The 15,082-nt window shown below is 35.0% G+C and carries 8 protein-coding genes; 2 read left to right on the forward strand and 6 right to left on the reverse strand.

Annotation, left to right across the window (positions count from 1 at the left end; genetic code table 11):
* Positions 1-85: 85 nt before the first annotated feature.
* The 4 genes from OPS21_RS02000 to OPS21_RS02015 form a co-directional block, all read right to left on the reverse strand.
* Entirely contained in the window at positions 86-7,429 is a 7,344-nt protein-coding gene (locus tag OPS21_RS02000) for a SpvB/TcaC N-terminal domain-containing protein (RefSeq protein ID WP_265027687.1), read from the reverse strand.
* Between the two features lie 150 nt (positions 7,430-7,579).
* A complete protein-coding gene (locus OPS21_RS02005) occupies positions 7,580-8,497 on the reverse strand; it encodes a patatin-like phospholipase family protein (RefSeq protein WP_264336804.1) in 918 nt (305 codons plus the stop codon).
* Positions 8,498-8,506: 9 nt separating this feature from the next.
* Entirely contained in the window at positions 8,507-8,725 is a 219-nt protein-coding gene (locus OPS21_RS02010) for a hypothetical protein (protein WP_264336805.1), read from the reverse strand.
* A gap of 268 nt (positions 8,726-8,993) precedes the next feature.
* On the reverse strand, positions 8,994-10,091 hold the full coding sequence (locus tag OPS21_RS02015; RefSeq protein WP_265027688.1) for a group II intron maturase-specific domain-containing protein: 1,098 nt from the start codon (positions 10,089-10,091) through the stop codon (positions 8,994-8,996).
* A 392-nt stretch (positions 10,092-10,483) separates the two neighbouring features.
* On the opposite strand from OPS21_RS02015, the gene OPS21_RS02020 reads away from it, so the two are divergent.
* Positions 10,484-12,538 carry a recombinase family protein gene (locus tag OPS21_RS02020; RefSeq protein ID WP_264336378.1) on the forward strand — a complete coding sequence of 685 codons (2,055 nt, stop codon included), beginning with the start codon at positions 10,484-10,486 and terminating at the stop codon, positions 12,536-12,538.
* Positions 12,539-12,543: 5 nt separating this feature from the next.
* On the opposite strand, the gene OPS21_RS02025 is transcribed toward OPS21_RS02020, so the two are convergent.
* A complete protein-coding gene (locus tag OPS21_RS02025) occupies positions 12,544-13,131 on the reverse strand; it encodes a reverse transcriptase N-terminal domain-containing protein (RefSeq protein WP_265027689.1) in 588 nt (195 codons plus the stop codon).
* A gap of 563 nt (positions 13,132-13,694) precedes the next feature.
* Between OPS21_RS02025 and OPS21_RS02030 the strand changes: the two genes are divergently transcribed.
* Positions 13,695-14,126, forward strand: coding sequence for an ankyrin repeat domain-containing protein (locus tag OPS21_RS02030; RefSeq protein ID WP_264336806.1), 432 nt, complete (start codon positions 13,695-13,697; stop codon positions 14,124-14,126).
* Here OPS21_RS02030 and OPS21_RS02035 read toward each other — a convergent pair.
* Entirely contained in the window at positions 14,092-15,081 is a 990-nt protein-coding gene (locus tag OPS21_RS02035; protein ID WP_264336807.1) for a phage late control D family protein, read from the reverse strand. The two genes, OPS21_RS02030 and OPS21_RS02035, sit on opposite strands and share 35 nt — an antisense overlap.
* Between the last annotated feature and the right edge of the window lies 1 nt (position 15,082).

The raw sequence follows: 15,082 nt of genomic DNA on the forward strand, positions 1-15,082 counted from the left end.
GACAAATGTCTTGATTGGTCATGGGTCTCCTTATTGCTAATTTTAGCTTGTTATTTTGAGGTTACATCTTTTCACAAAGACATTCTCATCCATATCTTCTATTACGATCATCAGATCCTTCTTCTCGGGGACGGTGATTATTGTTAGCAGGCTCATTTATAGAGAGCATTTGCATCTGTTGATTTAACATATCAACTGGACTATCATTGTTAGCTGTTATGCTCGGCTGAGCTAGTTGAGTAGTAATATCCTCCGACTGAGCTAAATTATACGACTGAGTTAAATTATAGTTAGCATAATAGTCTATAGAATTTAAAGGAGCGCTATACAATCTGCCTAACCTAAAGTTACTGTCGTATACTTGTCGTACTATTGATCGTGAATTTTCAATACCTCTTATTAATTCTCCGGAAAAATGTGCAGTAGTTCCTCTTTGCTTTCCCAATGGAATTGTAAGGTAATTCATTATTTTTGTAAAATCTGTATCTCTCATTGTTGGATAATAGGAATATCGATCAACAGTGTAATATTGACCTCTATCTAGACTTTGCTCTATTCCACTATTCATTGAAGATCCACCCTCAGTGGGATTGGTTCTTCCAACAAGCATAAAAAGGTAATTTTGAGTTTTCTCATTGAGAGAGCCTATTGTACTTTGCACAACACCTATACCAAAAGTGTGCGCTGCAGCAGTCTTTTTTGTACCTAAAAAGTCTTGATGAGTAGCTGCATTTTGAAATATAGGCCCAGATGGCAACTCACCTATTGCATAATAAGCTCCATGAATAAAGCCTAAGACTTCAAAAGTAGCTAAAGAACGTTCGGTACCATGTATACTGTTAATTATAATTTCTTGATTAGGACCAGGTTTTTTATTACCATAGTGCTTCATTACCATAGAGGAGTTAGAACTACTTGAAGGACGCTGGTAATATTCTGTTAATGGTTGCTGGGTTCTTGGTAAAAGTGGTGCTTGTTTCCGCTTTCTCGAACTTTTCTTATTACTTCCTGCGTCTTCTGTTCTTTTCCTCTTCGATGACATTCCCCCATCATCAACACTATTAATTGGATTTCCCCTAACAAACTGATAAAGATTAAGTCCATCAACAGTTCCAGCAGGATCAGGATTAATCCACCTTGCTAGCCACGGTGCGTAGTAACGCATACCATAGTAATACAGACCTGTGCTCTCATCTCTTTCTTTCCCTGAATACCGATATTCTTTTTCTGTTACTTCACGTGCTGTTTTGCCAGCAATCAGAGCTGTACCACCAAACGGCAAATATTCCTCATAACTCATGATTTCAGCATTATCATTTAATTCCAAAGCTACTGAATCTAAATGATTACTGAGCTGATAACGACTTTGACTATTTCTAGTTTCATCAGGTGTTCCACGAGTCCAGTAATGATGCATAGCTACTCTACTTTTATCATCCATCACATGGACAGTATATTTCTCCTTTTTTAAACTACTCTCTTGATAGGTTCTGGTAACCTCGATATCACCAAAGTAAATTTTTTCTACTCGAGAGGAATTTGTTTCATTATTCTGATAAGTTTCAGTAACTTTTCGGACACGCTGTCCACTGCTATCATAAACATAATATTCACTATCATTTTTGCCACTTGAGCGAGTGATAATGTTAACGTATGCTATGTTATCGCGGTAATTCCAATGCAGATCTTGCGAGCCACTCAGCTTAAGTAAATTACCGCTTTCATCATAATTTTTATCTATATAACTTTCATTTACAGGTTTGTCCTCTATTATAGGTAAACTCCTATTGGATTTACTTGATATATAAAACTCTTTAGTAGAGCTATGAACCCCTGTGTGCCTAATTTGCGTAATGTTACTTCCATAATCAAATTCATAATATTCAGTATAATTACTAATCGCATTTTGATTGTTTAAATGAGGGATTGGTGTAATAACATCTTCTTTGCCATTTAAAGCTGGATGTTCTTTGCCAGTTGCTTGAATGAGCCGATAAAGCGAATCATAATGATAATCTGACTTAGTATCTATACTCTTGTTATTTGGAAAAATAGTCTTATAAGACTCATCATTCATTCTGGTAATGTTACCGACAGGATCATACGTATAATTGATACTTTGTAATTTCTTTTCTCCTTTGCCACTTTCCAGTTTAGTTAATCTAAATGTTTTAGGATCATAGCTATAGCGGGTTTCAACACCATTACCATAAGTGATCGATGTACGTTGACCTTTAGGATTATAGCTGATGTCTGAAACATAGGTTTTTATTACCTCCATTGGTTTTTTGAGCTTAATTTGCTTTACTCTGCCTGCTATATCGTAAACTGGAATATGAGCATTATTTTGTGGATCTGCTTTTTCAATTATTTCGCCGATTGCATTATACTTCATACTTGAGTTAAATATTTCCCGCTCAAGATCTAAATGAGTTGTGATAATATTTTCGATGTTTTGCCAATTTGCTTCTTGCTTATAATTCTTTCTTAAAAGAAAACTACTTTTTAACGTTTGGCCTTTAAAATCATTTTCTTTGGCTTCAGTCAATCCTGCTTGATCATAATGAGCAATAAGCGTTCCATAACGATTTGTTACCTTATCTTGAATATTCTCAGAGTAAAAGAATCTTTCAACAACATTGCCATTTAAATTTAGATCCTCATCAGTAACTTTTACTCTTACTGGTCGTTGTAGTCTATCGTATTCTGTGTAAGTAAGTGACCCTTTGCCATCCCAATTGTACACCGCGCTTCTAGCAACATTTGCTAAATTCCACGTTTCTCCAGCATCAACACTTGTGCTCTTTAAGAGCCCTGCCATAGAGTAGACATGGATAAAATTCTTTACCTTTTCACTTTCTTGCTTACCTTGGTTTTGCTCATAAAACCTTGAATCAACACTTTCTAGTTCATTTCCTTGAATATCAAGTTTGACGTAGGATTTTAATTCTACAGTACTTTGTCCATCTTTGCTTAATATCTCTATCTGTAAAAATTTTCTGCCTAAACTATCCAAATGCTCTATTGTTGGTGTATTATAGTGTTTTTCTGCTTTGCTGAGTGCATCTTTTTCGTCTTTTAAAGCTATTTTTTCTTCTTCAGTTGCGCCGCTCCACCTTTCAGTAAATTCTTGGTAATATGTTGAATCTTTCACCGTATCATTAAGATCAAAATTCTTGATAGTCCACGAATCAAATTCTACTTTGCTGAAAAACCCTTTCGCTGTGTCGATGCGAATATTTCTTAGCAGAGGATCATAATAAAGAGTGTCAGATACTCCCTGATTATGCATGCTCTCTTCGAGATCATAAAAAGGTGAATTACTATAAAAAGGTTCATACTTTTTCACCTCCGTGCCTTTATTGTTATAAACAACTCTCCCTGATGCCATCCACTCTCCGGTTTCAGCATTAGTGAGCATTCTAGTCTCAAGGTTTCTACCAAAACCATCAATGTGAGTTATAATTCTCCTGATTCTTGAGGAACTTCCTTCTGAAACATGAGTTTCTCTCTGCAGATTAATCACATGCACAGGTTGGCCATTTTTTCTCCAAGCATCTAAGTCATAATAAAAGAAGCTGGTAGCGTTTTGGAGATAATACTCAGGACCATTTGCTCTTGCTACTGTGCCTAAAACATCTTCAAAATTTGGATTTTTTCTTACTTGATATTCGAGTAGTGGCTTATCACCTTTTTCTTCTCCGTTTTCGCTGCCATAAATAGAAGTAGCAATTACAACTCCAAGTGGATTTAAAATAACTTCTGATATGTTACCGTTATGATCAGTGAGTTTTACTGGACTTAAGCGCTGATAATCATATTCTGCTGTCGTTTCATAACTTGAGCTTTCAGTTGCTTTTATAATCGTCTTTATTGGCAGTAAATTATACTGATCATAAACAATTGCAGTCTCAGCGCCAAAAACATCAATTACTTTTTCAGGTAAATAGTATTTATCACTACCATAATAATACTGTGTTGGACTTGGTGCCCACCAAAAGTTATTTGACGTTTTTTTATAGCCAAGATCTTTGAGCATTTGCTCAGAGGTTATTTTGCCTGAAAATACTTCTTTGATTTGACTATCAGAAAATGCCATAGCTTCGGTGTGGTGAAGTAGTGCTTGCTGCGTTACAGAGCCAAGTGGTAAAGTAGAATTTTGTTCTTTATTCCAAAAATAATTGTGACTTTCACCTAAGAGCCTTGCTTGCGGATTTGTATAGTTTAAGTTTTCTTCAAATTTTATCGTATTTTGTAGAGACCTCTCTATGTGAGTCCTTAAGTCATTAATATTAGTATAGCCATCAACTAGGCCCCCAATTTCAAAAGCTTGTGATTTATAAAGAGCTCCAAGCAAGTAAAATTCTTTAGTATTATTAACGTAAAAATTATATTCTAAAGTAGCATGTAGTTTTTGCTGTTCTAAATAATTACTTGGCTGGTTTCGACGTGGGTAAGTAATACTTGCTGACTTTAAAACATTACCATACTCATCAACCTCTAAAACAAAATTATGCTCAATACGTGGATCACAGCAATTTCTTTCATAGTGGTAACTGATAGTTTCCTGTAAATTGACAAAAAATGTTCTATATCTAAATCTAAAGTCTTTATAAGAGCTGTTTGTACTAAGCAATTTTACACAAGCACTGGATTCAGTAACTAAGTATGGATGCTGGTAAAGACCAGGATTTTCATCCTTATCCAAACCATACACTTCTTGTCTTAGCACTTGCCCTTGAATAGCGCGATATGCTTGTCTTTCATCCTCTATTGAGATAATACTTTCATCAAATACTTGTGGCGTTATTTTTAACGCTTTGCCATCTCCTTGGTAAAATTCATTTCTATAACTTTCAACTAAATTTTCTGCCTTTTTATAAGCTCCAGTGTGATACCAAGTCTTGGTATAAATAGGAGCAACATAATCTTCTTTTTGATCAGTTGTAGCAAAATCTTCAGTATCCCAAGTTTCTACAAAACCAAATCCGCGAAATTCTTTTTCAGTGTAATCATAAAATCCATGATGATAGCTATATTTGTTGGTAAGTTTACTTCCTACTATGTTGTCTATGGTTTCTATCTTTTCAACTACTTGTACTGGAAATGGCAGACTTGTAACCCAAGGACGATTTTCTTTTCTATCCTCCAAGTAAAACTTAGTAGAAGCTGCATAATGAAGACGAGTAATGTTACCCATGTTATTATCTATTTGCTTCAGTAAGTGCGGTTTTACTCCATTGTAAAAATCATAGTATAAATGCTGTAACTTTAAACTTTGATCCAGATAGCTAATAAGCAAACAGTTAGTTCCATTTCCTAGAATGTCAGCAAACTCAATACGACCAATTTGATTGTAATTCACCGGTAATTTCAAAGTTACTGGTTTACTGAAAGAGTTGCCGCTATTGTTATAGTAGATATCTAAGCTATTATGGTTAGCATAAACTAGATCTGTAGTACCAGAACCGTCAATATCAGCAAAGTAAAGTCTTTTTGCATTAAATCCATCCCTAAAGTATGGAGCATTTTTAAATACAACTTTTTCACCAAATTTACCGTAGCCAAGATTTGGCCAACACTCTACTTTACCATTTTCTATCTTTACTAAGTGGCTCTTACCATCACCAAACATATCAGCAAAGCGTACTAAAGTACTCTCTGAACTGGCACGTTGATTTGGCAAATCTTTTGGCGCTCTACTGTAAATAGCCTTTTTATACCCTTTTTTACCAGCAGATGGATATACTCTGACATTTTCTCCCTCAAACACTACGATATCAGTTCTTCCATCTCCAGTAACATCAATCATTTCCTTAAGTTCACTACTTAAGTTAACTACTTGCGATTCGAGAGGCTTAAATTCACTCCACTTACTATTGCCATCAAAATCATGGTAACCCTGAAAGCCGCTCTCATTCACGTAAAGTTGTAACTCACCGTTACCTTCCATACTCATCAGTGAATAAGTAGTTTTTCGCAGTAATGATGGAAATTTTTCTAGGAGTTTTGCCTGAGAAAATTCTCCATTTCCATTTGGCCTAAAATAAAGGATTGTATTGCCATCGTTATACAATATTCCTTCAATACCTTCTTGATATAAATCAACCGATTGAAACCTTTGATCATTTAAGTACCCAGGAAAGTTTTTGTTTATTCCTTCTATTTTTACCGATTTAAAAGAGTTTTTATTATTTAAATTATGAAGATCTAAAAAAATTCCTTTTTCTTTTATGACAAGAGTTTTTTCACTATCTTTAATTTTCCAATTTGAGTTTTCTTCAGAAATTTCTGAATCCTGCTCTGAAAATACAAAATCTTGTTCTTTTAAAATCTGTAAAAGCTGTTTAGATGGTTTATTTTCATCTTTTATTGCAACTGCTGAAGTTGTCGAAATATAAGTTGGATTATCGCTAGTATGAGAAAAAACTAAAGTTGGTGTAGCCTTAGTAAATCTTTTTTCTCCTCTCTCATAATAGCCAACTTGTTTTACCGCTCTTAAGTAGGTAATTGTTGGTTTTTCATCGTAATCAAAATATGTGCCATTTACTAGAATCGGTTCTGCATCAAAACGGTGATAAATTCTTATCGCTCGGCATAAGAGTTCAGTTCTAATTGCAAATCCTGTGGTGTGTGAGGTAAACGAATCTTGGCGTAGAATTGCTTCTCTTTCATCACCATATCTTTTGTCTACTGGGCTCGCAAAATCATTTTCGCCGTAATCAAACAAAACTTCAAAATGGTTACAATTTAGCTCTTGGTTATGTCCATAAGCAATGCGATCAATTACTCTGCCATCACCTTGTACACTTGTATCTTTTGTACTAGAGCGGTAATAATAAAATATTTTATTTCCGTATACATCACTTAATTCCTCCAGTAACCACTCTGCTATGCGGCTATTACTCTTTGGATCATAGATTTGTGCTTGTTTATTTTTACCATAAACGGAAACACTGCCATCTTTACTAGTAACTTGCCAATGAATAGTGTTATCATTCTTGCTTACTAAACGCTCTATTTTGGCAAATAATCCTTCAACACGTGGCTGATAATAAGTAATGGCGTATTCGCTGTTGCTTGATTGATTAATTGCAACCAAATCGTCTGCTCCGCTGAGGACAAAGATATCTTCATCATCATAAGTTGGAATTTTTTTTGATGTTTTTCTGATAATACTTGCTATTGAAACATTAAACCCTATACCAAATACTCCATTGCCACCACCAGAGCTATGATCAACACTTAAAGAAGGCGAAAAATTACGGCACGTTGGCAGTGGAATTGGTACTGAAAAGGATCCAGTACCAGTGAATGAATTAGCCTCAAAAGTTTCGCTTATTCCTTTTATCGCTCCACCACCTTTTGGTAGCTCAAGCTTTTTAGCTTCAATAGTGGACTTTTGTGAAGTATCTTTGTTAGGTTCCATTTGATTTGATTGCGTGAAAACGCGCTTTTATGTTATATATATACAAGATTGGTAAAAAAAACGTCCAAATTATTTTTTAAAATTTTATTTTTATCAAAAAAAGCTTTGAATTTTGTGAATCTCTCATCACAAAAAAGTTTTTTCATAAATTTACATAATTTGGGTAGCGCAAAAACCGTCAATTGCTCTTTGATTATTTTCTATCATTGCCTCTGCCTCTTGCTGCAAACATTTAATATTTTTGAATGTTATATTATCCATTTCAAATGATGCTACTTTGAGTTGTGATTGTATTCGTATATATTTATCACCCATTACTTGCTCTAGTTGATAATCAACGCAATCTAGTCCAGAGGCAAACATCACATTCAGTAGTGGCTTGACCCACCCTATTTTTCCAAATCTTCTTGAATTAGCATACTCTATGCTCCTATCTGTTCTGCCAGTACCTATTGATACCAGTATAATCTCATCATTTGGAAATAACCTTTTACCACTTGCATATGCACAAGCAGCAGGATTATTAGCAAATACTCCGCCATCTATCAACACTCTCTCTGTTTGACTAATTTTCAGACGTTTTGGTGTAAAGTACGTTGGAGCAGCTGTTGTCGCTCTGAGTGCATCTTTCAACTTAATGTTTTCTTCTTTCCAGCTTTTGAAGAAAAATTCACAACTGTTGTGAATGTCATAGCTGGTGAGTAGTAGATTACTTGCAACATCAGCCATAATACTTTCACCAAAGTATTTGTTGAGAATAAATTCCATATTTCTATACGAGTACTGAGAACCACTCAGCCAAGAAGCAATTGATTTTCTCCAAAATGATGATTGAAAGATATATGCCCCATACTCTTGATAAAGTTCAACCAAATCATTGGCAGAGTATTGAAGTTTATTGCTTTTACAAAGTCCAGCAACAATAATCCCACCGGTTGAGGTTCCTGCCATTAAATCAAAAATCTGGGAGATTGGCTTTTGTGTTCTAGATTCAATCTCTGCTAGAATAATAGCAGGAATGATTCCTCTAATTCCTCCTCCATCAACTGATAAAATGTACTTTGTCATTTGTTATAGTTATTTTTGTCTCTGCTCAAGCTCGTTCACTTCTTCAGCAAGGTTTTTGACCCTTTCTTCAAGGCGATAGATGATTTCTGTAGTTCTTTGATTTTGCTCTATAAATTTATCATGAATGTGCACTCTTAAGTCGAGTTTGGCCAGCCACCAGATCAATGCTATTGTTTGTATTACCATAGTAGCAATTACTGCTATAGGAATCTTTCCTGTGTTTGTCATTTTTTTAAGGAAAAGCTGTATATAGATATATACAAGATTCATCAAAAATACGTCCAAAAAATCTTTTCTAAAATAAAGTTAATTAGTTGCACTAAACAAGCGATGTAAATAATATAATCAACATGAAATCTAGCCTTTTTTGGAAATTGGTAACAAGTTCAATAATACCAATAGTTATCTAAGTGGGAAAAGTCGCCTCTCCCCACTCGACTTCAGAACCGTACATGAGACTTTCGCCTCATACGGCTCCTCTATAATTTGGTGCTTGTCATGCACACTTTCTATGTAATTCATCGTGACAATGTCCATGTAACAAGGATAAATTCTTTTTCATATTATTACGTCTGTTTCGGTCAATATGATGTGTTTCTAAGATATCATCATTTTTAAACCAAAGTTGACAATGACCACATTTACCTTGTTGTAACTTCAACAATTTTATTACTCTTGGTAGTTTATCTGGTATCTTCCTTAAACGATTACCCCAATAAACCCAATCGCCATCATATGGAGACTTGGTTCCTTTCACTTTGACATGCCTTTTAATAGCATGATCTCCGTGCTTAATAAGAAGAACTTTGTTATTTGTCATAAATCGCCAATTATCGTTTTTATACTTTTTAAAGTATTTATTTTTAATCCAGTATTTTCCTTTGTTTGGGTGCCTGTAGACTGCCCACTTCCAGATGTTTCTAAACATTACACTGTCAATAAACCTAAAGGTCTTGTTTGACACAACCGAAGAATAATATTTGCTCCACCCTCTAGTAATTGGGTTAAGCTGTCTTATTACTGTTTCTTGTGTTGATCCTCTTAATCCTCTAATCTTATGTTTTATAGTAAGTGTATGCTGTTTTCTGGATTCACGACTTGGTTTGACTAATAATTTATAACCCCTCTTATTATTTTTCGTAGAGTAATGCCTTATTGAGAAACCAAGAAAATTAAATCCTGGCTTTTCTCCATTTTGAGTATGAGAAATCTTTGTTTTTGAAGGTTTCAATTCTAGTCCAATGGTTTTGAGCCATTCTTCAACTATCATTTTTGCCTTCAGAATGATTTCCTTACTCTCATGTATGATGATAAAGTCATCTGCGTAGAAAATTACACTTAATGAGCTTTTTGCTTCTCTACTGCTTGCAACACCACATTTCATCTTCCTATATTGAAGAAGTTCACTCCATAACGTTTCTTTGATATATTGTTCTAATCCATTTAATGCAACACAAGCAAGTAACGGTGAGATCGTCCCTCCTTGAATTGTACCACGTTTTGTGGATTCAAATTTTCTGTTTTCCATTACTCCAGCTCTTAACCATCCTTTTATAATTCTTCTAAAGGTTGGTGTAGTGTTAAGTTTTTCCAACAGAGCATTTTGATTAATATTATCAAACGATCAATCACCTTAATACCCTCTTCAATAATCAAGTAACTAAGGAAATTACAGTTACAGATTCAACACATCCACTATTTGGCAGAACATTTCCAATATCTTCTGTCAGCTCAAAAGTCCACAATGTATTTGTTACTTATCGCAATTACATCATTCTACGTATTCCGTTTTCTGCTACCAACTTAGCTAGTAAGCAAAACTTTCTCACCAGCAAGTTAACGTGGTCTTCATTATACGAATTTGTTTCTCTAGCAAAGGAGTATAAATTATGCCATGTAAACCATGTCAAGTGTGGCAGAAAATGTCGCAACGTTTCAAGTCAGAAGTTTTAGAAAATATATTATTAGTGTCCAAAGAGGTTATCTATGAGTACATCAGAGCTAATTACAGCACAGCATTTAGCACGCGAAGCAATAATTTATATCAGACAATCAACACCTCATCAAGCATTGAGCAACCAAGAAAGTTTGGAGTTACAGTATGCACTAAAACAAAGAGCAATTGACCTTGGATGGAAAGCTGATAATGTTGTAATCATTGATAGTGATCTTGGTTTAACTGGTGCTAGTGCTGAAAAGCGTGAAGGGTTTAAAGAGATTGTCACTAAAGTCACTTTATCAAAGGTAGGAATTATTCTCTCCTACGATGTGACTCGCTTATCACGTAATTGTTCTGACTGGTATCCTTTACTGGATATATGTGGCTATAAACAGTGTTTAATAGCTGACCGGGATGGTGTTTATGATCCTGGTACTATTAATGGTCGGCTGTTACTTGGTCTGAAAGGGCAACTTGCTGAAATGGAGTTATCTACTATAAGAGCTAGACTAAATGCTGGACTATTAAATAAAGCAACCAGAGGTGATTTAGCCTTATCTCTCCCAGTTGGTCTTGTTCGTAACATTGATGGTTCTGTGAACAAGGATCCTAACCTTGAAGTTCAGTCTCGTATCAATCTTATTTTTGAAACTTTTCTAGAAAAACGAACAGCATCAAAGGTTTTAAGACATTTTAATGATCATCAACTAACTCTTCCTAGATATAATAATTTCAAAGAACTACAGTGGAAAAAGCCAACTGTTGCAGCAATTACCTCAATACTAAAAAACCCAGCCTATGCTGGAGCATTTGTTTATGGGCGTTCCCGTACTACATACCATAAGCCATCTTCTGCTGACAAAACAACAAAAAAATTACCAATGGAGGAATGGAAAGTTCTGATCAAAGGTAAATACTCAGCTTACATAGATTGGGAAACTTTTACAAAGATTGAGATGATGCTAAAAGATAATTATGCAGAATACGATCGCAATAAAACACGTGGTATAGCAAGACCAGGTGCAGCATTATTACATGGAATAATTTATTGTGGAGAATGTGGACATAAAATGTTGGTACAGTATAAAGGAGGAAATCGTTATTTATGCAACTATCTACGTCAGCAGTATCGTGTACCTGTATGTCAGCTTTTACCAGCTGATATTATTGATAATGAAGTAGTTCCCAAATTTTTTGCTGCACTTGGTCAAATTGAGCTTGATGCTTATACTCAGGCGATTAACTCACAATTGCAATCTGAGCAAGCAATTAATAAAGCACATTTACAACAATTAGAGCGCCTAAAGTACCAAGTTAGATTGGCAGAAAGACAATTTAATCAAGTAGACCCTGACAATCGTCTTGTAGCTGCAGAACTTGAAAGACGCTGGGAGAAAGCATTGAAAGAACTCCAACAAGCAGAAATTATGTTCGAACGTCAGCGTCCAAGTGATCCAACACCTCAATTACCTGAAGAACTGAAAACAGTATTTTTAGATGTAGGCAAAAGATTACCTGAAATTTGGTATAAATCAATTCTATCACGTCAACAACAAAAGTCCTTTCTTCGTTGTCTCATTGATAAAGTGGTAGCACACAGAATCAGACGCGATTGTCTTCAGGTACGCATTATATGGCATGGTGGCGAAACTACTACTTCTCATGTTCCCATTCCAGTAAACTCTTTTCGCGAGTTGACTAAAGCAAAAGAAATGGAACAGTCTATAATAAAGTTAAGTAAAGAAGGTAAAACAGATGCAGAAATTGCTAAGTACTTAGAAAAACAGGGACATCGCTCCCCCACAAAAAACATCGTTTTAGAAAATACAGTAAAAACTATTCGGTTAAAAAATAACATTATGCGAGCAAGGAATCAGTCACATCCGCTTAAAGTATCTGGATATCTTACCGTTCCACAAATTGCAAAAATCCTCAATGTTACTACACATTGGATTTATGATAGAATTAATAATGGTCAAATCAAAGTACGAAAAGATGACAGTAAAACCAGAGGAAAATATTTATTTGAGAATACGCCAGAGACTGTTAGAATCCTTATGGATTTTAAACATGGTAAACTCAACAATCCAAATTTTTTATAGGAGTATCAATATGCATAATCAAAACATCCAGAAATATCAGCATCTAAACAGTACGCTGTTTTCCAATTCAGTGAATTAAATATGGCTTCAATAGCATCATGACATGACCTACCAGGTCTAAAACCATACATGTTCGGTTCAAATCCTACCTCCCACTCTGGCTCTAGTGCCATTTTCATAAGTGTTTCTTTTGCCCTATCTGAGATAGTAAGTATACCAAGAGGGCGATATTCTATTGGTTTTCCAGGTTTTGGAATCCAAACACGTTTTGATGGTTTCGCTTTTTCTCTAACATTTAAAGAATATGCTAATTGCAATCTTTCTTTATGATTAAGATTTGCTTTTCCATCAATACCTGCAGTTTTCTTCCCTCTGTTATCTTGAGTTACTTTTCTGACAGCAAGTAGTTTTGCACTTATTGAATTGAGTAATAATCTTTGAAGTTTATGTACCTTCTTCTTATCATTACATATTGCAGCTTGGTAAATTCGCTTTTGTAGCTTAAATACAAATTTCTCAACTTTACGCCAAGGAATTGTATTCCATTCATACCTAACAAATTGTTGGTCTATAACATATTTACTACTATTCACAACTTTACCCTCCAAATTATAGTGTCCACGTCTGCATATCCCAAATATTACTTTGGGCATTAGCTTCTTGGACAATCCCTCCAATGTAAGTGCTTATGGCTGGCTACCTACTTACATTCAAATGAATATAAGAGCACCTATATGGTTATCCCGTTTCACGATTTTGTTTCGTGTTAGACTTAGGTTCTTACTTTTTACCGGAAGCTGAGAACATCTATAATCAAAGACATCTAACTTTAATTCCTCGTATGCTTCATACCATTTTGGTCTATGCGTAAAACAACCTTAATTTCGCATATTCAATATAACGACAATTCAATCATAAGTTTCTCTCGTAACCATATCTAACTCTGTTTGCAGGAGTTTGCTATAAGGTTTAGCATTACCTGCTTTTATCTCATGCTTGCATCCTAAAGGTTGCCATTCTTTAAAATGTGAGACATACATTATCCCTGATGTCTAGGGAAGATGGAATCTAACCATCACAAAATCGCAACTTCGGGTCGCACATATGCGTTATTGTTCTGTATCAGCACTTTAGTACAGACCAATTATCAAAAGATGTGCCAATAAAAAGTAAGGCAAGTGGCAATGATCTGGAAACATTATCTACTGCAGCTGAAAAATGTAATTTAGATACTGTAAGATCCTTAATAAAAAATGTAGTAGATATCAATGCTACTCATCATTTTGGTGCAACATCATTACACTATGCTACAAGCGGAGGCTGTTTAGAAGTCGTAAAATTTCTAATTGAAGAGGGCATTGATATAAATACTACTGATGCTTTTGGCTGGACAGCTTTGCACTATGCTGCACAGGAAGGACGTTTGGAAATTACTAAATTTCTACTGGAAAATGGAGCACATCCTCTTGCTAAAAATAAAGATAAAAAAACTCCTTTAGATCTTGCTGTAGAGGAATTAAACAATAATAAAGAAGATATTTATGAGGAAATTATCAAATTACTTTCCCACTATCAATTGTTCCCATAACTGCTGTTAATATAGTACGATAGCCAAGATTATCAACTACATGCTCAGCCTTATTTATTATCCACTCGCCATAAATTTCCTTGCGAAACCCAGAAAGGTTGATCTTTGCTTCAGCAAATAATTCAGGATTTCCTGGCATTGTGACATTGAGTGTTGCTGCATTACTCATCAGCTGATTCAACTTCGCAGATGCTGCACTTTGTGCCAAATCACTACTTGCATAAATATCTCGCAAAATATAGCTTGGTTCTTGATCACCTACTTTTTCCGTTATTGTCTCTGCTTTTTCATAATCATACCAGTAAGCAATAACCGAGCCATATTGATTACGCTCATTAAATTTTACTTTCCAATTTGTAATATCTCTAGGTGTTAAAGTAATAGTGCTTAAAGTTTTTCCGGTAACTGATTTTGCTTTTCCTTTTGAAACAAACAGTAAATATCCTCCTGCAGGTTTTGCTATTGCTCCATAAATTTGAGCAAGCCTGGTTAAAAAATGCATATCGCTCTCTGCAGTTTGATCAATATGTGATATCATGATATTTACAAACTCTGCAGCAACTTTAGCTTGATAGCCATGTTTGTCTGCAATCTTTTTTACCAAATCATTTAAGGTAATTTGATGCCACTCATTAAACACTTGTTCCTTTAATGACTCTTTTAGATCCGCTGCATGACTTTTAATCTTTAGTGATTGTGGCGGGCCTTGTAGCGTAATTTCATTTACTATATAATCTCCCATTGGCACAATGCCAGTTTCCTTATACCCGAGTAAAATATTTAGCTTTGCCCCAGTTCTAGGAATCTCAAATAATGAATCACGGTCGTCAAGGTGAATTACAGCAGTATCACTTATTATTCCAGCTTCATCAGTAATGTGCATTGATATTAGCCGACTCTTTACTAGTTCAGTGATTAAAATCCCTTCTACTGAAATGCTAAAATCTGGTGTCATT

This window comes from Wolbachia endosymbiont (group B) of Chorthippus parallelus, assembly GCF_947251815.1.
In the GTDB taxonomy this organism is placed as follows: Bacteria; Pseudomonadota; Alphaproteobacteria; order Rickettsiales; family Anaplasmataceae; genus Wolbachia.